Source organism: Streptomyces sp. MZ04 (assembly GCF_004684775.1).
In the GTDB taxonomy this organism is placed as follows: Bacteria; Actinomycetota; Actinomycetes; order Streptomycetales; family Streptomycetaceae; genus Streptomyces.
The window spans coordinates 1-21,312 of sequence record NZ_SRIC01000136.1 but is presented as its reverse complement, the minus strand read 5'-3'; the positions used below and the strand labels follow the sequence as shown (position 1 = coordinate 21,312).

Here is a 21,312-nt window from a genome sequence, read left to right as displayed (position 1 = left end):
CCCCGTACCCGTCTCCGTCCCCCTCGCGCAGGGTCCAGCGGCGCAGCGCGGGGCGTACGAGCAGCAGCATCAGCAGGACGAACGGCACCATCAGCGCGACCCGCCAGTACTCGCCGTCGCTGCCGACGGAGGCCTGCACCCCGGCGAGCGCCGTCCAGGCCACCACGTCCACGACGGCGGCCGTGGCCAGCGAGATGCCGCCGAGCGTGGTCTTGGCAAGCCCCCGGTCGGTGAGGATCCGGGCGAGGACGGGGAAGGCCGTCACGGACACGGACAGGCCGATGAAGACGATGAACGCCGCCTTGTTCTCGGTCTCGTGGGTGCGCAGCAGGTAGTACGCGAGGCCGGTGCCCAGGACGAACGGGACCGCCGTCGAGCCGATGCTCGCGGCGGCCGTCATGCGCCCCCTGCCGCGCAGCGCATGGCGTTCGATCTCCAGGCCCACGCCGAACATGAAGAGCGCCACGCCGACGTCGGCCATGCCGCTGAGCACGGGCCGGACCGCTTCGGTGAAGAGCTTGTCGGAGACCGCCCCGTCGAACAGGGTCGGCCCGAGGAGGACCCCCGCGAGGATCTCCCCCACCACGGGCGGCTGCTGCACCTTCGTCGCCAGGTGCCCGAGCCCCTGCGCGAGGACAAGGATGAACGCGAGGTCGAAGAGGAGTAACGCCACCTCGTCGCTAGCCATACATGACCTTCTTTCGCTTGCTTCGTCGCGGGAGTCGCGCTTGCTTCGTCGCGGGAGGCATCACGGCACGCGTCGGACAACTCTCCTGTACGCGCCTACAGATCATCTATACGGTCTCTGGAGCGGGCCGCTCCATGCGGCACAATCCCCCCATGGAGATCTCCCAGCACCTTCAAGCTCTCGACGCGGAGGGCAAGTTGCTGGCCCGCGCCGCGGAAACGGCCGGGCCGGACGCCGGCGTCGTCACCTGTCCCGGCTGGACGGTGCGTGATCTGCTGCGGCACACCGGGGTCGTGCACCGCTGGGCCGCGGCGTTCGTCGCCGAGGAGCACGACTCGCCCCGGCCGATGGGCGACCCGCCCGCGCTGGACGGCGCCGCGCTGGTCGACTGGTACCGGCAGGCGCATGCCGACCTGGTCACCACCCTCCGCGCGGCCCCGACCGACGTACAGTGCTGGGCGTTTCTGCCCGCGCCGTCCCCGCTCGCGTTCTGGGCGCGGCGGCAGGCGAACGAGACGACGATTCATCGGGTGGACGCCGAGTCCGCGCGCGGGGGTGCGCCGTCGCCGATCGGTACGGAGTTCGCCGTGGACGGGATCGACGAGTTGCTCCGCGGCTTTCACGCCCGCTCGCGCAGCAGGGTGCGGGTGGAGAAGCCCCGCCGACTGCGCGTACGAGCAACGGACGCGGACGCCGTGTGGACCGTGCGGCTCTCGGAAGAGCCGCCGGTCACCGAGCCAGGCGGCACCGAGGACGCCGACTGCGAGCTGTCCGGGGCCGCATCCGAGCTCTACCTGGCGCTCTGGAACCGCGGGCCGTTCCCGCACGTCGACGGTGACCCCGCGCTCGCCGCACTGTGGCTCGAGACGTCCGGGATCTGAGACCCCACGGGAGAGCTACGACGGAGCGCTACTTGGCGGCGGGCTCCGCCAGCATCCTGCCGAGGACCTCGCGCTGCAGCGGCCGCACCTGCGTATGCAGCGCGCGCCCCTTGTCCGTGAGGCACACCTGCACCCCGCGCCGGTCCTCGCTGCACATCCCGCGCGACACCAGGCCGTCCTTCTCCAGGCGGCCGACGAGCCGGGACAGCGCGCTCTGGCTCAGATGCACCCGGCCCGCGATCTCCTGGACGCGGTAGGCACCGCCGCCGTCCTCCGCGGCGCTCTCGGACAGCACGTCGAGGACTTCGAAGTCGCTCGCCCCGAGACCGTGCTCATGCAGGGCGCGATCGAGTTCGCACAGAGTGCGCGCGTGCACCGCGAGGATGTCGCGCCATTGGTCCACGAGCTCCTGCTCGGCCTTCTTCGCCGCCATGACATCGCACCGTAGCAGAAGAATGCCCATTGTTGCATCGGAATTAAATGCACTTGCACTCAATGCATGTGCATGTACTGTGCTGCGCATGACTTCTCCGCTCACAGCTGACTCCGCGTCCCCGGAGCGCTGGTCCCCGCGCCTGTGGGGCACCCTCCTCGTGCTCTGCGCCGCGATGTTCCTCGACGCACTCGACGTATCGATGGTCGGCGTCGCCCTGCCCTCCATCGGCTCCGAACTGAACCTCTCCACCTCGACCCTGCAGTGGGTCGTCAGCGGCTACATCCTCGGCTACGGAGGACTGCTGCTCCTCGGCGGCCGCGCCGCCGACCTGCTCGGACGGCGCCGGGTCTTCCTGATCGCCCTTGCCGTCTTCGCGCTCGCCTCGCTGCTCGGCGGGTTCGTCGACTCGGGCCCCCTGCTGATCGCGAGCCGCTTCATCAAGGGGCTGAGCGCCGCGTTCACGGCGCCCGCCGGCCTCTCGATCATCACGACGACCTTCGCCGAGGGCCCGGTCCGCAACCGCGCGCTCACCATCTACACGACCTGCGCCGCCACCGGCTTCTCCATGGGCCTGGTCCTGTCCGGCCTGCTCACCGAGGCCAGCTGGCGCCTGACGATGCTGCTGCCCGCGCCCATCGCCGTCATCGCGCTGGTCGCCGGCCTCAAGCTGATCCCGCGCAGCGCCCGCGAGAAGAACACCGGCGGATACGACGTGCCCGGCGCCGTCACGGGCACAGCGACGATGCTGCTGCTCGTCTTCACCGTGGTCGAGGCCCCGGAAGCCGGCTGGGCATCGGCCCGCACGCTCCTGTCGTTCCTCGTCGCCGCCGTACTGCTCGCCGTCTTCGTACGCATCGAACTGCGCACCCCGAGCCCGCTGATCCGCCTCGGCGTCCTGCGTTCGGGACCTCAACTCCGGGCGCAGATCGGCGCGATGACGTTCTTCGGCGGCTATGTCTCCTTCCAGTTCCTCGCCACGCAGTACTTCCAGTCGCTGCTCGGCTGGTCGGCCCTGGAGACGGCGCTCGCCTTCCTGCCGGCCGGTGCGCTCGTCGCGCTCTCCTCGACGAAGGTCGGCTCGGTCATCGACCGGTTCGGCACCCCGCGCGTCATCGTGGCGGGCTTCGCACTGCTCGTCGCCTCGTACGTACTGTTCCTGCGGGTCAGCCTGACCCCGTCGTACGCGTCCATGATCCTGCCGTCGATGATCCTGCTCGGCTTCGCCTGCGCTCTGGTCTTCCCCTCGCTCAACATCCAGGCCACCAACGGCGTGGACGACGACGAGCAGGGCATGGTGTCGGGCCTCCTGAACACCTCGATCCAGGTGGGCGGCGCGATCTTCCTCGCCGTCGTCACGGCCGTCGTCACCGCGTCCGCCGACAGCGGGGACTCCTCGCCGCAGGCCGTGCTCGACAGCTACCGGCCCGGCCTGATCGTGGTCACGGCCATCGCGGTCGCCGGACTCCTGATCACCCTCACCGGGCTGCGGACACGACGTACGCGGGAGTCGGTCGTCGTCGCCAAGTCGCCTTCCCAGGACGCCGAGCGGGAGGCGGTGGCCGTCCGCGACTGACCTCGACTCATCGTCGTGAACATCAACTCCCGGTCTCCGGCGGGCAGTTCCTTGCCCGCCGGAGGCGTACCCCGGACCCCCCAGGGTGGATCAGCCCCGGGTGGATCAGCCCCGGGTGGATCAGCCCAGCCAGCCGGGCCGCACCAAGCCCGACTCGTAGGCCAGGACCACCAGTTGGGCGCGGTCACGGGCGCCGAGCTTCACCATCGTGCGGCTCACATGGGTCTTGGCCGTGAGCGGGCTGACGACCAGGCGGCGGGCGATCTCCTCGTTCGAGAGGCCGATGCCGACCAGCGCCATCACCTCCCGCTCCCGCTCGGTGAGTTGGCCGAGCGGCTCGGCGGCCGCCGGTTCCTTGGAGCGGGCCGCGAACTCGGCGATGAGGCGGCGCGTCACCCCCGGCGAGAGCAGCGCGTCGCCGTCGACCACCGCGCGTACGGCGCGCAGCAGTTCCTCGGGCTCGGTGTCCTTGACCAGGAAGCCCGAGGCCCCGGCGCGGATCGCCTCGAAGACGTACTCGTCGAGCTCGAAGGTGGTCAGCATGACCACCTTGACGCCGTCCAGGTCCGGCTCGTCGGTGATCCTGCGGGTCGCGGCGAGCCCGTCGAGCAGGGGCATGCGAATGTCCATCAGGACGACGTCGGGGCGCAGTTCGCGCACCATGCGGACCGCTTCCTCGCCGTCCGCCGCCTCCCCGGCGACCTCGATGTCCCGCTGGGCGTCGAGCAGCGCCTTGAAACCTGCCCGGACAAGGGACTGGTCGTCGGCGAGCAGTACGCGGATCACTCGTCCTCCTTCGGTGCCGTGCGGGTGGGCAGTACCGCGGTGACCCGGAAGCCTCCGCCGGGGCGCGGGCCCGCCTCGATCGTGCCACCCAGGGCGGCGGCACGCTCCCGCATCCCGGCAAGACCGTTGCCGCTGCCGCCCGCGTCCGCGCCGGTCGCGGGGCCGTCGTCGTCCACCCGCAGGGTGAGCGCCGTCTTCTCGTACCGCACCAGCACGCGCGCGTGCCGCGATCCGGAGTGCCGTACGACGTTCGTCAGGGCCTCCTGGACGATCCGGAAGGCGGCCAGATCGGCGCCGGGCGGCAGCTTCACCACCGGCCCCTGGGTCTCGACGTCGACCGTGAGGCCGGCACTCGCGGCCTGCTGCACCAGCTCGGGGAGCCGGTCGAGGCCGGGCGCCGGGGTACGCGGCGCGTCACCGGGCGCGCGCAGGGTGTCGAGGACCTGGCGCACCTCCCCCAGCGCCTCCTTGCTGGCGGCCTTGATGGTGGTCAGCGCGGTGCGCGCCTGCTCGGGGTCGGAGTCGAGCAGGGCGAGCCCGACGCCCGCCTGGACATTGATGACGGAGATGCTGTGCGCGAGGACGTCGTGCAGTTCGCGCGCCATGCGAAGGCGCTCCTCGTCGGCCCGCCGCTTGGCCGCCTGCGCCCGCTCGGCGCGCTCCTTCATCCACTGCTCACGGCGTACGCGGGCCAGCTCGGACACCGCGATGATCGCGACGACCCAGACGGCGACGACGGTCTCCTCGCCCCAGGTGCGCGCGTTGTCGCCGTCCGGCGGCAGCCACCGGTAGAGCCAGTGCGCGACCAGCAGATGCCCCGCCCACAGCATGCCGACGGCCCCCCACGCCGCCCGCCGGTGCCCCGCGACCACCGCCGCGAAGCAGCCGACCGCCACCGTGATCAGGACCGGGCCGTAGGCGTATCCGGCCCCCAGGTAGAGCAGCGCCGTCCCGGCCGTGAAGTAGGCCACGGGTACGGGGTAGCGGTGGCGCAGCAGGAGCGAGGCCGTACCGGCGAGCAGGATCAGCCGGGCCGGGATGTCCAGGTCCTCCCGGTCGAGCTGGCCCTCCGCGGCGAACCGCGAACCGACCTGCACGAACACGGTCAGCACCAGCGTCGTCAGCCACGGCAGCCTGCCGCCCTGCGCCGCCTCGTCCCGCTGGTTCCACCAGGGCGGGCCATGCCGCCACATCGGCGGTCCGCCCCAGGGCAGGGGCGGACCGCCGCGCCTGTGTTCGCGCTGCTCGTCCATGTCGGCCACGCTAGACCGCAGGGTGGCCGCGGGGCGTCAGCCGTGCGTGGCGATCACGCGTACTCCCGCTGGAGTACCTCGGGGGCAGCCGGCTCTTCCCGCAGGCCGAAGCGCCGGTGCAGTCTGCGCAGGGGGCCCGGCGCCCACCAGTTGGCGCGGCCCGCGAGGCGCATGGCGACGGGCAGCAGCACGACGCGGATGAGCGTGGCGTCCACGAGGATCGTCAGGGCGGTGCCCACGCCGAGTTCCTTGAGGAAGACGACGCCGCCGGTCGCGTACGCGAGGAAGGAGAGCGCGAGGATCCCGGCCGCCGCGGTGATCAGCGGCGCGCTGCGCCGGATCCCGGCGGCGACCGCCGGCTCGGTCTCGCCGACCCGCTCGTACTCCTCCTTGATGCGGGCCAGCATGAACACCTCGTAGTCCATCGACAGGCCGTACGCGACGCAGAACATCAGCACCGGGATGCTCGGCTCGATCGACCCGGTGGGCGTGAAGCCGAGCAGCCCCGACAGATGGCCCTCCTGGAACACCCACACCAGGCAGCCGAACATCACCGACAGGCTGAGCAGATTGAGCACGGTCGCCTTGGCCGGCAGGAGCAGGCTGCCGGTCATCAGGAAGAGGACACCGAAGGTGGCCAGGAGGATCAGGCCGACGGCGTACGGCAGCCGGTCCAGGAGGGTGGCGCGGAAGTCGGTCGTCTCCGCCGGATAGCCGCCGACCAGGGCGGGAGCGGGCGCCCGGGTGTCGCGGATCCGCTCGACGAAGGCGGGGACGTCGCCGTACATCGCCGCCTGGGCCGGGACGACGGCGAGGCGTGCGCCGCCGTCGCGGGGCGGGATGCCGGACGGGCCGGTGCGGCGGCCGTCCTGGTAACGGCCGGTGGGCGCGTCGACCTGGAACACGCCCTGGATCCGGGAGAGTTCGACGGCGTACGCCTGTGTGTCCCGCGACTCGGCCGCCTCTCGGAGCACGATCTGGACGGTGTCCGTCGGCTCGGCGGGGAACTCCTTGTGGATGGTCTCGGACGTCGTACGGGACGAGGTGCCCGAGGGCAGGGTCCGCTCGTCCGGAAGCCCGAAGCGCAGGCCGAGCAGCGGCGAGGCGGCAAGGAGCAGTACGCCGACGACGGCCGCCCCGGCTGCGATCGGTCGCCGCATGGCAGCGAGCGCGATCCGCTGCCAGCGGCCTCCGTCCGCGACCTGCGGGCGCTCCACGCGGTGCCCCCAACGGGCGAGCGCGGCGGGCAGCAGGAGCAGCGCCCCGGCCACCGCGGTGGCTACGACGAGTACACCCGCGTACGCGAACGAGCTGAGGAAGAAGAACGGGAAGACAAGGAGCGCGCTGAGCGAGACCGCCACCGTGACCCCGCTGAAGATCACGGTGCGCCCGGCGGCGGAGGTCGCCCGGACCACCGCGTCCTCCTGGGCGTGGCCCGCGTGCCGCTCCTCGCGGTAGCGGTTGATGACGAAGAGGCTGTAGTCGATGCCGAGCCCCAGACCCAGGACGAGCGCGAGGTTGGCGGCGAACGTCGACACCTCGGTGAACTGCGCGATCGCCCGCAGGCCCGCGAGCGTGCCCACGATGGACAACAGGCCGACGCCGACGGTGAGCAGCGCGGCGACCGTGCGCCGGTAGACGAGGATCAGCAGGAGGACCACGGCGGGCAGGGCGAGGATCTCGGCGCGCAGGAAGTCGGTGCGGGCCTGCTCGCCGACCTGCCGGGAGATCTCCTCCTGACCGCCCACCCAGACGGTCAACTCGGGTGTGGTGCGGGTGAGTTGGGGCGAGATGTCGGCGAGCCGCTCGCGGGTGTCGGTGGCGCTGCCCTCCAGGCGGGCGAGGATCAGGGCGCGGTCGCCGTCGGCGGCGCGCAGGGCCGGGCTGCTTCCGGTCCAGTAAGAGCTGACGTCCGTGACGCCGGGGATGTCCCGTACCTCGACGGCCAGTTGACGGGCGGCGTCGGTGGTGCGCGGCGAGTCGACATCCCCGTCGCGGGCCGTGACGAGCAGCGCGAGGTTGGGGTTCCCGGTGCCGTACTCCTCGCGCAGGATGTCCGCCGCGCGCACGGATTCCGTGCCCGGCGAGTCCCAGCGCGCCAGGTCGAGGTCGGCCTGGGCGCCCGCCCCATAGGCGCCGAGGCCGAGGAAGGCCAGGACCACGCCGATCAGTACGGCGCGGCTGTGCCGCACCACGAAACGGCCGAGCCGGGTGAGCATCGCTGTCTGCCTCTCTCCCGGGATCCCCGTGCGGGATCCGGTGCCGCCACGGTCGCGGTCACCGCTGGAAGGTCCACTGGAAGGCCCGCTGGAAGATCCACTGGAAGATCCACTGGAACGCGGGCGCCGGGTTACGCTCGGCCCATGCCTTGTGACGGGATGCGCTTCGAACTTCTGGGTCCGCTACGGGCTTTGCGCGGCGGCGAAGAGGTGCCGCTGGGGCCGCCGAAGCAGCGGGCGGTGCTCGCGGTGCTGCTGCTCCAGGAGGGGCGCCCGATCTCGTACGAGGGTCTGGTCGACGCGGTGTGGGGCGACGAACCGCCCACCCATGTGCGCAATTTGGTGCAGAAGTACGTCTCGGGGCTGCGGCGCGCCTTCGCGGGCGGGGCCGGGGCCGGCGACGGGGCGGCGCCCGCGCTGACGTGGACCGGCAGCGGCTACCGGCTCTCCGGTGCGGCGATCGACGACCTGCGGGAGCGGCGGCAGGCGATCGACGCGGCGCTCGCCGCGCGTGACGCGGGGCAGCTGCGGCGCGCGGGCGAACTCATCGACCGGGCCGAGGCGTTGTGGCGCGGCGAGTTCGCCGAGGGGCTCGGCGCACCGTATCTGGCGGCGGAACGGCTGCGCTGGCGCGAGAAGCGGCTCACCGTCCTGGAGGCCAGGATCGCCGGGGAGATCGAACTCGGCCGTTCCTTCGAGTACGTCCACGAACTCATCCGGCTCGTGGCGGCCCACCCGCTGCGCGAGCGCCCGGTCGAACTCCTGATGAACGCCCTGTACCGCAGCGGCCGTTCGTCGGACGCGCTGATCGCCTACGAGGACGCGCGGCACCGGATCGCGGAGGCGATGGGCGCGGACCCCGGGCCCGCGCTGCGGTCCCTCCACGAACGGATGCTGCGCCAGGACCCGGCCTTGCTGGCGTCCCACGCGCCCGCATCGACCTCCGCCGCGTGAGGCTGACGGTCTCCTTCTGCTGCTCCTGCTATTCCTGCTGCTCCTGCTGCTCCTGCTGCTCCTGCTACTCCTGCTCCAACAGCCCCACGCCATAGGCGAGTTGCGTGGCCGCGTACGAGAAGAACTCCGAGCGGTCCTCGACGACGCGGTTGAACTGCCCGAACACCTCGAAGCCCACGAGCCCGAAGAGCTGCGCCCACGCCGCGACCATCGCCGCGATCACCGCCGGCGGCAGATCGGGGGCGAGATCCGCGGCCATCCGCTCGGCCTCGGAGCGCAGCCCGGCGGGCAGCTTCCGCACGGCGACACCACGCGCCCGGTGCGCCTCGCGCACGATCCCGATCAGCAGCAGCCCCACGCGTGCGGCGGCTGCGACGGTGGACTGGGGCGCGCTGTAGCCCGGCACGGGCGAGCCGTAGATGAGGGCGTACTCGTGGGGATGCGCCAGCGCCCAGGCGCGCACCGCCTCGCACACCGCCGTCCAGCGCCGCACGGGCACGGCTGAGGCCACCTCGGCGTGCGCGGCCTCGGCGGCCGAGCCGAGGGAGTCGTAGGCGTCGATGATGAGGGCGGTCAGGAGCTCGTCGCGGCTGGGGAAGTAGCGGTAGAGCGCGGAGGACACCATGCCGAGCTCGCGGGCCACGGCCCGCAGCGACAGCTTGGCCGCACCCTCGGCCGCCAGCTGTCTGCGCGCCTCGTCCTTGATGGCCGCGGTGACTTCGACTCGGGCGCGGGCCCTGGCTCCGCTCGTGGCACTACTCATGCAGGCAGTGTGCCACGCATTCGGAGCAGTGCGCTGAAACGAGAGCACTTCACACTTTCGAGAGCAGTGCTCTTGCTTTGGATCACCGATCCTGTGCACACTGCCCTAAAGCGAGAGCAGTGCTCTCGTAAACTCTCTCGACCTAGGTGGCAACCATGTCCTCCTCCTCGCCCTCCGGCTCCCCCTACTACCTCAAGGGCAGCCCCCTCAACGTCCGGCTCAACGGCGTCATCGGGTGGCTGGCGCGGCGCGGCATCAGCCTGATGGGGTCCGCCGAGCTCTCCGTACGCGGCCGCAAGAGCGGCCAGATGCAGCGCGTACCGGTCAACCCGTTCACGCACGAAGGCGGTCAGTACCTGGTCTCGGCCCGTGGGCACTCCCAGTGGGTGCGCAATATGCGGGCGGCGGGCGGCGGGGAGCTGCGGGTCGGGCGCAAGGTCCGTACGTTCACCGCCGCGGAGATCCCCGACGCCGAGAAGCTGCCGGTCATCCGCGGCTATCTGGAGAAGTGGGGCTGGGAGGTCAACCAGTACTTCAAGGGCGTCACCGCCAAGTCGACGGACGCGGAGATCCAGGCGGCCGCGGGCGACCACCCCGTCTTCCGGATCACCGTCACGAAATGAGGCCCGGCCACCCACAGGCGGCCGGGCCCCGAGTCCGAAGGGGTGCGGACCCCGGCTACCGGTCGAGCGCGGAGAGCACCCGCCCCGCCATGGGATGGTTCCGCACCAGTTCGCCGAGCGTCGTCGAGCCGCGGGTGATCTTCGCGAACGCGTTCCACGCGGGCCGGAAGCCGGTGATCGCCGCGTGCAGCGCGCCGGGGCGGCGCTCGAAGATGGTCAGCATGCGCCGCCCGACGCTCATCTCCACACCGAGGCCGGCCTTGACGGCGAAGGCGTAGTTCAGGGCCTGGCGGCGGGCGTCGACCGCGTCGTGTGCCTCGCCGATCCGCACCGCCCACTCCCCCGCCAGACGCCCCGAGCGCAGGGCGAAGGAGATGCCTTCGCGGGTCCACGGCTCCAGGAGCCCCGCCGCGTCACCGCACACCACGACCCGGCCGCGCGAGAGCGGCGAGTCGTCGCTGCGGCAGCGCGTCAGATGGCCCGAGGAGATGCTCGGCTCGAAGCCCGCGAGCCCGAGGCGGGCGATGAAGTCCTCCAAGTACCGCTTGGTGGCGGCGCCTTCTCCGCGCGCGGAGATCACACCGACGGTGAGCGTGTCCCCCTTGGGGAACACCCATCCGTAACTGCCGGGCATGGGGCCCCAGTCGATGAGCGCCCGGCCCGCCCAGTCCTCGGCGACGCTCGGCGGCACCGGGATCTCGGCCTCCAGACCGAGGTCCACCTGGTCGAGCTTCACACCGACATGCGCTCCTATGCGGCTCGCGCTGCCGTCGGCGCCGACGACCGCGCGGGCCAGGACCGTCTCGCCGTCCTGCAGCACGACCGCGACGGTGCGCCGGTCGGGCACCGCGGAGCCGTGTTGCTCCACGCGCGCGACGGTGACGCCCGTACGCACCTCGGCGCCCGCCTTCTGCGCGTGCTCGACCAGTTGCCGGTCGAACTCGGGGCGGTTGATGAGCCCGAAGAGCATCTGCTTCGAGCGACGGGTGCGGGTGAACTTGCCGTCCAGGGAGAACGTCACCGCGTGCACCCGGTCCCTGAAGGGCAGTTCGAAACCGGGCGGCAGTGCGTCGCGCGACGGGCCGATGATGCCGCCGCCACACGTCTTGTAGCGGGGCAGTTCGGCCTTCTCCAGGACGAGGACACTGCGTCCCGCGACCGCCGCCGCGTACGCCGCCGACGCCCCCGCGGGCCCTGCTCCCACCACGACGACGTCCCACACGTACTGCGCGTCGTCCGCTGAGTTCTCGCTGCTCACGTTGGTCTACCGCTCCCGATCCAGCTGTTGGCCGCGCTTTCCAAGGCATCCTACGGCGGGCACCCCTGACCCCCTCCTGTGGGAGGATCACCGCACCCATACACGTACAACGTCGCACCTACGAGGAGCGTGCCCATGTCGCCGAATCCGATCGCCGAGACCGTCGCCTCACTCATGCCGAAGGCGAAGGCGGAGCTCACTGAACTGGTGGCCTTCAAGTCGGTGGCGGACTTCGACCAGTTCCCCAGGAGCGAGAGCGAGGCCGCCGCCGACTGGGTGGCGGACGCGCTGCGCGCCGAGGGGTTCCAGGACGTGGCGCTGCTCGACACTCCCGACGGCACCCAGTCCGTGTACGGCCTGCTGCCAGGACCCGAGGGCGCGCCCACCGTCCTGCTCTACGCGCACTACGACGTGCAGCCCCCGCTCGACGAGACGGCGTGGACCACGCCGCCGTTCGAGCTGACGGAGCGCGAGGGACGCTGGTACGGCCGCGGCAGCGCCGACTGCAAGGGCGGCGTGATCATGCATCTGCTCGCGCTGCGCGCCCTGAAGGCGAACGGCGGCGTCCCGGTGACCGTCAAGGTGATCGCGGAGGGTTCGGAGGAGCAGGGCACGGGCGGTCTCGAGCGGTACGCCGAGCAGCACCCGGACCTGCTCACGGCCGACACGATCGTCATCGGCGACGCCGGCAACTTCCGGGTCGGCCTGCCGACGGTCACCGCGACCCTGCGCGGCATGACTCTCGTACGCGTCCGCATCGACACCCTGGGGGGCAATCTGCACTCGGGGCAGTTCGGGGGCGCGGCCCCGGACGCGCTCGCGGCGCTGGTGCGGGTCCTCGACTCGCTGCGCGCCGAGGACGGTTCGACGACGGTCGACGGCCTCACGGGCGACGAGGTGTGGGACGGCCTTCAGTACGAAGAGGACGCCTTCCGCAAGGACGCCAAGGTCCTCGACGGCGTCGAGCTGATCGGCGCGGGCACGGTCGCCGACCGCATCTGGGCGCGCCCGGCCGTCACCGTGCTCGGCATCGACTGCCCGCCGGTGGTCGGCGCGACGCCGTCCGTGCAGGCGGGCGCGCGGGCGCTGATCAGCCTGCGGGTGCCGCCGGGCGTGGACGCGGCCGAGGCCACCAAGCTGCTGCAGGCGCACGTGGAGGCGCACACGCCGTGGGGCGCGCAGGTGACCACCGAGCAGATCGGGCAGGGCCAGGCGTTCCGCGCGGACACCACGAGCCCGGCGTACGCGGCGATGGCGGAGGCGATGGGCGAGGCGTACCCGGGCGAGGAGATGCAGTACGCGGGGCAGGGCGGATCGATCCCGCTGTGCAACACGCTCGCCGCGCTCTATCCCCGGGCGGAGATCCTGCTGATCGGTCTCAGTGAGCCCGAGGCGCAGATCCACGCGGTCAACGAGAGCGTGTCTCCGGAGGAGTTGGAGCGGCTTTCGGTCGCGGAGGCGCTGTTCCTCCAGAAGTACGCGGCGAGCTGATTCAGGCACCGGCGCGTGGGCGTTCACCGTGCGCCGTGGCCATCAGGGCCACGGCGGTCATCGCGGCCAGAACGCCCCACGCCGGTGTGAAGCTGCCCGTGAGGTCGATGAGCAGGCCGAGGGCGGGCGGCGCAAGCACGATGGCGATCTGGTTGACGGACATGGCCAGGCCCAGGGCGAATCCCGTCTTGCCGGGCGGCGCCGATTCGGCGACATGGGCGACCCACGGGCCGTACCAGCCGTAGCCGAAGAACCCGAGCCAGACGAAGACGGCGCACGCCACCGCGGGTGACCGCCCGGCGGGCGTCATGAGCGCGACCATCCCCGCGATGACGGCGATCATGCAGATCATGACGGAGGCGTAGCGCCCGGAGCCGCTGCGGTCGCTCCAGGCCGCCAGGCAGACACGACCGGCGACGCCCACCCCCTGGGACACCACGAGGACCAGGGCCGCCGTGCCCGCCGCCAGCGACGTCGTCCGGTGCAGATGCAGCACGGTCAGGACCCCGACGGCGTACTGCACCGAGATCAGGCTGGTCCCGGACAGCATGATCTTCACCATGGCCGGTTCGCGGAGCATCGCAAGGCGGGCGTCGAGCTGTTCCCTGAGCGAGGCGTGCGGGCCACCGTCGTCCTGCTTCTGAGCACCGCCGGTGGGCGGCCGCCGGTAGAACCCCATGAACACCCCGGCCCCAAGCAGCGCGATCAGCCCACCGGCCACGAGCGTCGCCCGCCAGCCGAACTCCTCGGCGACGAGGGGCAGTACGGCCGACGCGAGGGCGGCACCCAGCGGCAGCCCCGCCTGCCGGATGCCCATCGCCATCCCCCGCCGGGACGTGTCGAACCAGGCCGCGACCGACTTGCTCCCGCCGGGCTGAATCGTGCTGTACCCCGCGCCGACGACGATCAGGACACAGAGAAGGGGTACGTATCCGGGCGCGGCGCTGCCCACGAGCAGACCCACGCCGACCACACAGGCACCGCCCCCGACGACCCATCGCTCACTGACCCGGTCCAGCAGCTCCCCGGCCACCAACAGACCGACCAGCGGCACCAGTTGAGCCGCCGAGAGCAACAGTCCCAACTGAGCCGTGCTCAGGCTCAGTTCACGTTGCAGGTGGACGCCCATCGCCCCGATGCCCTGCACGAAGAATCCGGCGGCGGCCTGGGTGAAGGTGGCGACGCCGAGAACGACCCACCGGTAGCGCCACACACTGCGACCCGGCGTCTGCTGATCGGCGGTCACGGGCGCCAGTACAGCGACGGATCAGGGTGGTTGACGAAGCCGAGCTCGCGGTACAGCGGCTCACCCTCGACGGAGGCGGACAGGTCCACGCGGGAGACGTCCCGCTCCCGGAACCAGCCGAGCAGCCCGCGCATGATCGCGCGGCTGTGGCCGCGCCGCCGATGTGCCGGATCGGTGACCACGCCGATGACATGGCCGACCCGGCCGCTCGGCGAATGCGGACCGGGGAACCACTGGTCGACGGTGCCGATGCCACAGGCGGCGAGACCACCGTCGCCGTCACCGCCGCCGTCCACGACGAGGATCCGCGTGTCGTCCGATGCCAGCTTCTCCTTCAGTACGGCGACCAACGCGACCCGCCAACCATCCCCCGCCGAGGCGGGGTTGAAGAACTCGCCGCCGAGGTCGCCGAAGAGCGACGCCCGCAGGCGTACGAGCTCCGCGACGTCTCCCTCGACCGCCTGCCGTACGGCGATGCGCTCTCTCTGGTGTCCCGTGTGCTGACTCATGCGGCCCACAGTGCTGTAATGGTCTTATGCACCTCAACCCTTACGGCGAGGATGCCGTGAACCTGGCAGCGGACCTGGCCAACTGCCCCCCGGCCAGCCCCGACGAACTCGCGGACCGCTGCCGCGCCGCCGGGCTGGCACTGGAGCACCCGGTCACGCCACGGGACCTGGACCGCACGCTGGCCGCACTGGCGGCGTGGGAGAAGGCCGTCGACGCCCCCGACGAGAACGAACGCGCCGAGCTGGTCAACCGGATGCTGGCGGAGGCCGCCGCCTACCCCCGCCTGACCGACCACGCGGACTCCGGCTGGCATCTGCACTACCGCGACGACCGGCAGCCGATCGGCTCTGTGCTGTTCTCGCTGTTCGCCGTGGGTACGGCACTGCATCTGGCGGGCCGCGGCATGCACCGGCTGCGGCGGTGCGACGTGACGGAGTGCACCACGATCTTCGCCGACACCTCCCGCACGGGGCGGCAGCGCTACTGCTCCCAACGGTGCGCCAACCGCGACGCGGTACGCCGACACCGCGCACGATCCGCCGCGTGAGCGCGGCGAGGCTCCGCACCATGGGGATCCGGTGACCGAGAAGACGCCGTCCGCCCCGCACGCGGCGGCCGACGGATACGCCGGACCCTAACGGCTCTCCGGCCCCGAACCGCCCGGAACTTCCTGCCGGCCGACCGGAGCGCTCGCCTCCAGGTACAGCGGGACCCCGCTCTCGCGCGCCCGCAGCGCCCAGCGAAGTCGCTCGTAGCGCACGGGAGGCAGCAGCCGCGCCGCCTCCTCCTCGGTGACGAACCGGCAGTCGCGCAGCTCCGGTCCTGGCAGCAGCATCCGCCGCGCCTCCTCGCCGTCGAGGTGCCCTCCGTCGAAGAGGAAGCGCATCCCCCCGTAGCCCGGCGGCAGCGGCGGCTCCCAGTCGACGACCAGGAGCCGGGGAGCTTCGGTGAGGTGGATGCCCGTCTCCTCGGCGACCTCACGCACGCCGGCGCTCGCGGGAGCCTCGCCCGGTTCGACGACGCCGCCGGGAAACTCCCAACCGGCCTTGTACGTCGGGTCGACGAGCAGCACCCGGTCGTGCTCGTCGAAGAGCAGCACTCCGGCGGCGAGCGTCTCCCCGGTGGGCTCCGGGGTCTGCACGATGTCGCAGACGGACGCGGCACCGGTGCGTACGGCGTCGGCGACGCGCTCGGCGGTCTCGTAGGGAGTGAGCGCGCTGGTGTCCACGCGCAGGGCCTCCGCACCGAGCCAGCCCGCGAGCGCGGCACGGTAGGGCTCGATGTGGTCGAACGACCACTGCCGCACCCGCATCTCTCCGTCGGGCAGGTCGGCCGGGACGGGTCTGCCCGTTATTCGCTCCCGCAGGATCGTTTCGTCCGGGGCCAGGACGACATGGCGTACGGCGATCCTGCGCGAGGCGAGCCCGCCGAAGATCTCGTCGCGGTAGTCCTGGCGGAGCAGGGTCATGGGCACCACGAGTACGCCGCCGACCTCGGCGAGCAGCGCCGCCGCGGTGTCCACGACGAGCCGCCGCCAGATCGGCAGATCCTGGAAGTCGCCCACCTCGGCGAGGTGCTTGGGCGGCAGCAGATCGGGCAGTCCGCCGCCGATGACCTCGGGGTCGAAGAGTGTGCTGTTCGGGATCAGCTCGATCAGTTCCCGTGCGGCGCTGGTCTTGCCCGCACCGAACGCGCCGTTGATCCAGACGATCACGGTTCCCCCTCTTCTGTTGGCCCCCTGTGGCTTGCCCGCAACACCCTGCCACGGAAACCAGGCCCTGATGAGGCGGCCAACGCCCGGGCCGAAAGCCGACCGAGAGCGTCAAGCTGTTCACTTCAATTTCACCCTATTGAGTGGCAGTGGGGCTGCATGAATCGTTCCCGCACTCCAGGGTGCGCCCTCCACCGCTAGCGTGATCCGTTAGGCGCCCCAGCCCCTGGTGACCTCTTGATTCCGGCACTTCCGACACGGCCCGGCTCCCGCGAGGTTCCGGTTCGTCCTCGGCACTGGGGGGACGTATGCAGCTCGACGCACTGGACGAATTCGCCTTCGAAGAATCCAACCCACCGCTTCGCGTCTACGGGCTGAATGGTGCGGTCGTGGTCGAACTCCACGGCGACATCGACCTGTTGACGTATCAGAGAGTGAACCCGCTGCTCGATCCCATCACCGCGGGCCCCGCCCAGACCGTGATCATCGACCTGCGCGAGACCACCTTCTTCGACTGCTCCGGCATCTCCCTGCTGGTCCGCGCGCACCGCCGTACGACGACCAGGGGCGGCCACCTCTCCGTGGTCTGCACCCACGCCCTGACGCTTCGCATCCTCAGCATCGCCGGCCTCACGGCCATGCTGTCTCCCGTGCCTACGCTGCGGGCGGCGCTGGAGGCGGCGGGGTAGGAGGACAGCGGGCTTCCGCGGAAATCCGTTTTCGTACGGCGCGGGAGAACTCCTACCCTGACGGCGTGGCGACTCAGATGATCATTGTCAACGGCGGGTCAAGCTCGGGGAAGTCCGGGATCGTGCGGTGCCTGCAGTCCGTTCTTCCGGATCCGTGGCTGGCGTTCGGCTGCGATTCGTTCGTCGACGCGATGCCCGCGAGGATGCAGGCATCGGACGAAGGGATCGAGATCGCGGCGGACGGCGGGGTGAGCGTCGGGGCGGAGTTCCGGGCGCTGGAGGCGGCCTGGACGGATGGCATCGTGGCGATGGCCCGTGCCGGCGCCAGGATCATCGTCGACGACGTCTTTCTCGGCGGAGCCTCGTCCCAGCAGCGCTGGCAGAAGGCGCTGGGCGAGCTGGACGTGCTGTGGGTCGGCGTGCGCTGTGCCGGTGAGGTCGCCGCGGGCCGCGAGATCGCGCGGGGCGACCGGACCCAGGGCATGGCCGCATTGCAGGCGGACGTGGTGCACAAGGGCGTGACCTACGACCTGGAGGTGGACACGACGCACACCGAGTCCCTGGTGTGCGCCCTGACCATCGCCGCCCGGGTCCGCTGATCCGCTGATCCGCTGATCCGCTGATCCGCTGATCGAGAGCTTCGCTCCCGGCCTCACCCCTTGCTCGACCCCAACGTCAGCCCCGCGATGAAGTGCCTTTGCAGCAGCAGGAAGACGAGGACCGTGGGCAGGGCCACCAGGACTGAGCCCGCGGCCAGCAAGTTGTAGTCCGTGAAGAACTGGCCCCTCAGATTGTTCAGCGACGACGTGATCGGCAGTTTGTCGGGGTTGGATATGAAGATCAGGGCCCAGAGGAAGTCGTTGTAGATCCAGGTGAATTCGAGCGTTCCGAGGGCCGCGAGCGCGGGGCGGCACAGCGGCAGCGTAATGCGCCAGAACTGGGTCCATACGCCCGCGCCGTCCACGATCGCCGCCTCCAGGATTTCCTGCGGCAGCGTCCGCATGAAATTGGAGAGGACGAAGACGCAGAAGCCCACCTGGAAGCCGATGTTGACGATGATGATCGCCCAGTACGAGTCGTATAGGGTGAGTGAATCGGACATCCACCAGGGCAGCGGGATCTTCAGGAACAGGACGTAGAGCGGGGTGACAATCACCTGCGGAGGCAGCAGATTGCCCGCGGTGAAGAACATCAGCAGGAGCATTCCGCCGCGAATGCGCAGCCGGGACACGGCGAAGGCGACGAACGCCGCGAGGAAGAGCGTGACGAGGACCGCCGGCACCGCGATGAGCAAGGTGTTGGTGAAGTACTTGCCCATGCCGGAATCGCTGTAGGCCTGGCGGTAGTAGTCGAAGGAGAGGCGCTCGGGGAAGGAGAAGTAGCCGTGCTGCGCCGTCTCTTCGTACGGGCGCAGGGAGGCGTAGACGGCCAGGAGGAGCGGTGCGAGGAACGCCAGGGAGACGGCCGCCAGGAAGATGTGCACGCCGAACCGGCCCGGACGTCGCCCGCGGCCGGGGGGCTTTCGGGCGGGCGGTGCCTGCGGGGCGGCGGGTGCCGTGGTGTGGATGTCGGCGGTCATCGGTCGCGCGCACCTCGCAGCTCTTGGACCAGGAACGTCACGATGAATCCCAGGGAGACGGTCAGCAGGACGACCGCGATGGCCGAGCCGAATCCGATGCGGCTGGCCTCGCCGATGATGTTGTCCGTGATGAGTACGGAGAGCAGTTCCAGGCCATTGCGGCCCTTGTTCACCGCGTACACGATGTCGAAGGCGCGCAATGCCTCGATGACCGTGATGACGCCGACGATGACATTCACCGGGCGCAGGGTCGGGAAGACGACGCGGAAGAAGGTCTGGCGGGCATTGGCGCCGTCGATCTGCGCCGCCTCCTTCAAGGCCGGGTCGACGGATTTCAGTCCTGCCAGATAGAGGATCATCACGTAGCCCGTATGCCGCCAGCTCGCGGCGAGCATCATCATCCAGAGGTTGATGTCGGCGTTTCCGAGCCAGTCGATGGGGTCGTTGCGGTCGTTGAGGATGGTGTTGACCACGCCCTGGTCCGTACCGAGGATCAGTTGGGCCATGAATCCGACGACGGCCAGTGAGAGCACCACCGGCATGTAGAGCACGGACTGGTAGAAGCGGCTGAAGCGGACTCCGCGGTCGATGACGACCGCGAGGAGGAGGCCGAAGGGCGTCGCGACCAGGCCGAGGAAGGCTATCCACAGGAGGTTGTGGCGGACGGCAGGCCAGAAGGCCGGGTAGTTGTCGACCAGGCTCTCGTAGTTCTTTCCGCCGACCCATTCGATGTCGCCTATGCCGTCCCAGGAGGTGAAGGACAGGCCGATGGAGGCCAGGGTCGGGCCCCAGATGATGACGATGTCGATGAGGACGGGAATTCCCAGCAGCACGCTGAGGACGGCGATGTCACGGCGTGAGAAGCGCCGTGGGCCCCGTCGTCCGGCGCGCCGCGCGGTGGTCTTCTGCGGCACGGAACGTAATCCCCGCTACTCAGCTGACGTCCGACGAGAAGATGTCCTTCTTCTGCCGCTCGATGCTCTTGACGAGTCCGTCGACGTCGTTCGGATCGTCGATGAAGTCCTGGAGGGCCTTGATCATGACGGTCTGCGCGAAGTCGGGCCGGGTGTCCCGGTCGAGGAACTGCGATATCTGCTTGGCGCCGGCGACGAGTTCGGCCGATTTCTTCTGCAGCGGGCTGTACGTGCTGGTGTCGGCTCCGTCGTTGACCGCGACGTTGTTGGGGTCACCGGACAGATAGATGCCCTCGGCCTTCGGCGTACCGAGCCACTTCAGGAGTTCCTTGGCGCCGTCGACGTTCTTCGACTTCTTCGCGACCAGGAATCCGTCGATGGGCGCCTCCACCGCGTCCTGCCCGTACGCCGGGTCGATCTCGGGGAAGGCGAAGAAGTCGATGTCGTCGCGTTCCTTCGCCGGGAACTGCTGGCCGGGGTGCGGCATTCCGAAGACGGCCATGCCCGTCTTGCGCTGCTGGAGACCTTGTCCTGCCTCTTCCCACGTGCGGCCGAGCGCGCCCTTCTGGTAGTACGGCATGAGTTCGCGCCACAGGTCGAAGACCTTCTTGACCTTGGTGTCCGTCCAGGCTTCCTCGCCCGCCATCAGGTTCTTGTGGAACTCGTATCCGTTCAGCCGCATGTTGATGTAGTCGAAGGTGCCCATGGCGGGCCAGCCGTCCTTGTCGCAGAAGGCGACCGGAATCCCGTCCTTGCTCATCTTCTTGGCGAGCGCGATGAAGTCGTCCCAGGTCTTGGCCTGTTCGTAGCCCTGCTTCTCGAAGAGGCTCTTCCGGTGGAATACGGCCCACGGGTAGTAGTAGTACGGCACGAAGTACTGCTTGCCGTCGTGTGTGGACTGCTCCTTCAACGCGTCCGAGAAGCCGCTGAATCCCTTCCACACATCGCTCACGTCGATCAGCAGGCCCTTCTCCGCGAAATACTGCATGCGGTAACCGGCGAACCACATGAAGACGTCGTCGGGTGATCCCTGCAGATAGCGCGTGATGTTCTGCTGGAACTCGTTGTGCTCTGTCGTGTTGACCTTGACGGTCTTCCCGGACTTCTTCTCGTACGCGTCGAAGGCGGCGGCGAACGCCTTCTTGGGCACCGCGTCCGAGGAGTTGGAGCCCATCGTGACTTCGTCCTTGTTGCCGCCGGGGCCTTCGCCACAGGCCGTGAGCAGGGCCGGAAGGGTGACCGCTCCGGCGCCGGCGGCGGCACCCCGGAAAAGATTCCGTCGGGACATCCGATGTCCTGACATGCTTCGGCGCGCAGCAGGATCACTGAACGATGACTGTGCCATGTCCCCCTCCTCGGGGTGCAACCAAACACAACCGAACGCGAGGATTGGGATCCCACTCCCAAGTGCCACCGCAGTCAAGGGTTTCAGCGTTCGACTGTCCGAACCGTTACCACTCCCCTTCCAACAGAGTCCAACACGCTCTACCGTAAGCGCGCACCTCTGGCACGTACATGCAGTCCCCCAACTTCTGCGAGTACGGAGGAACGTAACCATGCGTCACCTCACCTCCCGCACCATCCGCCGAAGAGTCGTCGGGTCGATCGCCGCCGCTCTGCTGTGCGGCGCCGGCCTCACGGCACCGGCCGTGGCACAGAACGCACAGAACACACAGAACGCACAGAACACACAGGACATGGACGGCCGGAGCGGGGGCGGCTCCGCTCCGGCCCCCGC

At 70.2% G+C, this 21,312-nt stretch carries 22 protein-coding genes; 9 read left to right on the top strand and 13 right to left on the bottom strand.

The genetic code is table 11. The features are described from left to right. Positions 1-688: cation:proton antiporter (locus tag E2651_RS25365; RefSeq protein ID WP_209446234.1), on the bottom strand; the 688-nt coding region annotated here is incomplete at its 3' end. A gap of 152 nt (positions 689-840) precedes the next feature. On the opposite strand from E2651_RS25365, the gene E2651_RS25360 reads away from it, so the two are divergent. Beyond that, positions 841-1,569 (top strand): maleylpyruvate isomerase family mycothiol-dependent enzyme, encoded by a 729-nt coding sequence (locus E2651_RS25360; RefSeq protein ID WP_135333526.1) that lies wholly within the window; start codon positions 841-843, stop codon positions 1,567-1,569. A 28-nt stretch (positions 1,570-1,597) separates the two neighbouring features. On the opposite strand, the gene E2651_RS25355 is transcribed toward E2651_RS25360, so the two are convergent. After that, complete coding sequence (locus E2651_RS25355; RefSeq protein ID WP_135333525.1) at positions 1,598-2,002, bottom strand: MarR family transcriptional regulator; 405 nt, start codon at positions 2,000-2,002, stop codon at positions 1,598-1,600. A gap of 88 nt (positions 2,003-2,090) precedes the next feature. On the opposite strand from E2651_RS25355, the gene E2651_RS25350 reads away from it, so the two are divergent. Next, a complete protein-coding gene (locus E2651_RS25350; RefSeq protein ID WP_135333524.1) occupies positions 2,091-3,578 on the top strand; it encodes an MFS transporter in 1,488 nt (495 codons plus the stop codon). 120 nt (positions 3,579-3,698) lie between these two features. On the opposite strand, the gene E2651_RS25345 is transcribed toward E2651_RS25350, so the two are convergent. The 3 genes from E2651_RS25345 to E2651_RS25335 are packed head-to-tail and all read right to left on the bottom strand — an operon-like array spanning position 3,699 to position 7,836. Continuing rightward, on the bottom strand, positions 3,699-4,364 hold the full coding sequence (locus E2651_RS25345; protein ID WP_135333523.1) for a response regulator transcription factor: 666 nt from the start codon (positions 4,362-4,364) through the stop codon (positions 3,699-3,701). Further along, the gene (locus tag E2651_RS25340) at positions 4,361-5,617 is read right to left on the bottom strand and encodes a sensor histidine kinase (RefSeq protein WP_167828887.1); all 1,257 of its coding nucleotides are present in this window, start codon (positions 5,615-5,617) and stop codon (positions 4,361-4,363) included. Before E2651_RS25340 ends, E2651_RS25345 begins: the two co-directional genes overlap by 4 nt. Before the next feature lie 53 nt (positions 5,618-5,670). Further along, on the bottom strand, positions 5,671-7,836 hold the full coding sequence (locus tag E2651_RS25335; protein ID WP_135333522.1) for an MMPL family transporter: 2,166 nt from the start codon (positions 7,834-7,836) through the stop codon (positions 5,671-5,673). A gap of 144 nt (positions 7,837-7,980) precedes the next feature. On the opposite strand from E2651_RS25335, the gene E2651_RS25330 reads away from it, so the two are divergent. Then, positions 7,981-8,790, top strand: a complete 810-nt coding sequence (locus E2651_RS25330; RefSeq protein ID WP_135333521.1) for a BTAD domain-containing putative transcriptional regulator — start codon at positions 7,981-7,983, stop codon at positions 8,788-8,790. Positions 8,791-8,854: 64 nt separating this feature from the next. Here the strand turns inward: E2651_RS25330 and E2651_RS25325 are convergent, their stop codons facing one another. Continuing rightward, on the bottom strand, positions 8,855-9,553 hold the full coding sequence (locus tag E2651_RS25325; protein ID WP_135333520.1) for a TetR/AcrR family transcriptional regulator: 699 nt from the start codon (positions 9,551-9,553) through the stop codon (positions 8,855-8,857). A gap of 155 nt (positions 9,554-9,708) precedes the next feature. Between E2651_RS25325 and E2651_RS25320 the strand changes: the two genes are divergently transcribed. Beyond that, positions 9,709-10,176, top strand: a complete 468-nt coding sequence (locus E2651_RS25320) for a nitroreductase family deazaflavin-dependent oxidoreductase (protein ID WP_135333519.1) — start codon at positions 9,709-9,711, stop codon at positions 10,174-10,176. A gap of 55 nt (positions 10,177-10,231) precedes the next feature. On the opposite strand, the gene E2651_RS25315 is transcribed toward E2651_RS25320, so the two are convergent. Further along, the gene (locus E2651_RS25315; protein ID WP_135333518.1) at positions 10,232-11,434 is read right to left on the bottom strand and encodes a geranylgeranyl reductase family protein; all 1,203 of its coding nucleotides are present in this window, start codon (positions 11,432-11,434) and stop codon (positions 10,232-10,234) included. Between the two features lie 135 nt (positions 11,435-11,569). Here E2651_RS25315 and E2651_RS25310 point away from each other — a divergent pair, with 135 nt between their 5' ends. Continuing rightward, the gene (locus E2651_RS25310; RefSeq protein ID WP_135333517.1) at positions 11,570-12,925 is read left to right on the top strand and encodes a dipeptidase; all 1,356 of its coding nucleotides are present in this window, start codon (positions 11,570-11,572) and stop codon (positions 12,923-12,925) included. A 1-nt stretch (position 12,926) separates the two neighbouring features. Here E2651_RS25310 and E2651_RS25305 read toward each other — a convergent pair whose 3' ends face one another. Together E2651_RS25305 and E2651_RS25300 are read right to left on the bottom strand one after the other, a co-directional pair. Further along, the gene (locus tag E2651_RS25305) at positions 12,927-14,171 is read right to left on the bottom strand and encodes an MFS transporter (protein ID WP_245239198.1); all 1,245 of its coding nucleotides are present in this window, start codon (positions 14,169-14,171) and stop codon (positions 12,927-12,929) included. Beyond that, positions 14,168-14,680 (bottom strand): GNAT family N-acetyltransferase, encoded by a 513-nt coding sequence (locus E2651_RS25300; RefSeq protein WP_135333515.1) that lies wholly within the window; start codon positions 14,678-14,680, stop codon positions 14,168-14,170. Before E2651_RS25300 ends, E2651_RS25305 begins: the two co-directional genes overlap by 4 nt. Positions 14,681-14,706: 26 nt before the next feature. On the opposite strand from E2651_RS25300, the gene E2651_RS25295 reads away from it, so the two are divergent. Beyond that, the gene (locus E2651_RS25295) at positions 14,707-15,228 is read left to right on the top strand and encodes a CGNR zinc finger domain-containing protein (protein WP_135333514.1); all 522 of its coding nucleotides are present in this window, start codon (positions 14,707-14,709) and stop codon (positions 15,226-15,228) included. Positions 15,229-15,315: 87 nt separating this feature from the next. On the opposite strand, the gene E2651_RS25290 is transcribed toward E2651_RS25295, so the two are convergent. Further along, positions 15,316-16,395 (bottom strand): NUDIX domain-containing protein, encoded by a 1,080-nt coding sequence (locus E2651_RS25290; RefSeq protein ID WP_135333513.1) that lies wholly within the window; start codon positions 16,393-16,395, stop codon positions 15,316-15,318. A gap of 305 nt (positions 16,396-16,700) precedes the next feature. Between E2651_RS25290 and E2651_RS25285 the strand changes: the two genes are divergently transcribed. Then, the gene (locus tag E2651_RS25285) at positions 16,701-17,081 is read left to right on the top strand and encodes an STAS domain-containing protein (RefSeq protein WP_135333512.1); all 381 of its coding nucleotides are present in this window, start codon (positions 16,701-16,703) and stop codon (positions 17,079-17,081) included. Between the two features lie 77 nt (positions 17,082-17,158). Further along, the gene (cpt, locus tag E2651_RS25280) at positions 17,159-17,680 is read left to right on the top strand and encodes a chloramphenicol phosphotransferase CPT (RefSeq protein ID WP_167828888.1); all 522 of its coding nucleotides are present in this window, start codon (positions 17,159-17,161) and stop codon (positions 17,678-17,680) included. Between the two features lie 53 nt (positions 17,681-17,733). Here the strand turns inward: cpt and E2651_RS25275 are convergent, their stop codons facing one another. The 3 genes from E2651_RS25275 to E2651_RS25265 are packed head-to-tail and all read right to left on the bottom strand — an operon-like array spanning position 17,734 to position 20,862. Beyond that, the gene (locus E2651_RS25275) at positions 17,734-18,660 is read right to left on the bottom strand and encodes a carbohydrate ABC transporter permease (protein WP_135333510.1); all 927 of its coding nucleotides are present in this window, start codon (positions 18,658-18,660) and stop codon (positions 17,734-17,736) included. Next, the gene (locus tag E2651_RS25270; protein ID WP_135333509.1) at positions 18,657-19,574 is read right to left on the bottom strand and encodes a sugar ABC transporter permease; all 918 of its coding nucleotides are present in this window, start codon (positions 19,572-19,574) and stop codon (positions 18,657-18,659) included. Before E2651_RS25270 ends, E2651_RS25275 begins: the two co-directional genes overlap by 4 nt. A gap of 19 nt (positions 19,575-19,593) precedes the next feature. Beyond that, positions 19,594-20,862, bottom strand: coding sequence for an ABC transporter substrate-binding protein (locus tag E2651_RS25265; protein ID WP_135333508.1), 1,269 nt, complete (start codon positions 20,860-20,862; stop codon positions 19,594-19,596). 268 nt (positions 20,863-21,130) lie between these two features. Between E2651_RS25265 and E2651_RS44715 the strand changes: the two genes are divergently transcribed. Further along, positions 21,131-21,312, top strand: a 182-nt coding sequence (locus tag E2651_RS44715; protein WP_209446233.1) for a hypothetical protein, incomplete at its 3' end; no start/stop codon positions are given.

Bases quoted from the DNA above. Each gene is read 5' to 3' on its own strand.
- E2651_RS25360 (WP_135333526.1), top strand. From the start codon at position 841: ATGGAGATCTCCCAGCACCTTCAAGCTCTCGACGCGGAGGGCAAGTTG.
- E2651_RS25355 (WP_135333525.1), bottom strand. From the start codon at position 2,002: ATGGCGGCGAAGAAGGCCGAGCAGGAGCTCGTGGACCAATGGCGCGAC.
- E2651_RS25350 (WP_135333524.1), top strand. From the start codon at position 2,091: ATGACTTCTCCGCTCACAGCTGACTCCGCGTCCCCGGAGCGCTGGTCC.
- E2651_RS25340 (WP_167828887.1), bottom strand. From the start codon at position 5,617: ATGGACGAGCAGCGCGAACACAGGCGCGGCGGTCCGCCCCTGCCCTGG.
- E2651_RS25335 (WP_135333522.1), bottom strand. From the start codon at position 7,836: ATGCTCACCCGGCTCGGCCGTTTCGTGGTGCGGCACAGCCGCGCCGTA.
- E2651_RS25330 (WP_135333521.1), top strand. From the start codon at position 7,981: ATGCCTTGTGACGGGATGCGCTTCGAACTTCTGGGTCCGCTACGGGCT.
- E2651_RS25325 (WP_135333520.1), bottom strand. From the start codon at position 9,553: ATGAGTAGTGCCACGAGCGGAGCCAGGGCCCGCGCCCGAGTCGAAGTC.
- E2651_RS25320 (WP_135333519.1), top strand. From the start codon at position 9,709: ATGTCCTCCTCCTCGCCCTCCGGCTCCCCCTACTACCTCAAGGGCAGC.
- E2651_RS25310 (WP_135333517.1), top strand. From the start codon at position 11,570: ATGTCGCCGAATCCGATCGCCGAGACCGTCGCCTCACTCATGCCGAAG.
- E2651_RS25300 (WP_135333515.1), bottom strand. From the start codon at position 14,680: ATGAGTCAGCACACGGGACACCAGAGAGAGCGCATCGCCGTACGGCAG.
- E2651_RS25295 (WP_135333514.1), top strand. From the start codon at position 14,707: ATGCACCTCAACCCTTACGGCGAGGATGCCGTGAACCTGGCAGCGGAC.
- E2651_RS25285 (WP_135333512.1), top strand. From the start codon at position 16,701: ATGCAGCTCGACGCACTGGACGAATTCGCCTTCGAAGAATCCAACCCA.
- cpt (WP_167828888.1), top strand. From the start codon at position 17,159: ATGATCATTGTCAACGGCGGGTCAAGCTCGGGGAAGTCCGGGATCGTG.
- E2651_RS25275 (WP_135333510.1), bottom strand. From the start codon at position 18,660: ATGACCGCCGACATCCACACCACGGCACCCGCCGCCCCGCAGGCACCG.
- E2651_RS25265 (WP_135333508.1), bottom strand. From the start codon at position 20,862: ATGTCCCGACGGAATCTTTTCCGGGGTGCCGCCGCCGGCGCCGGAGCG.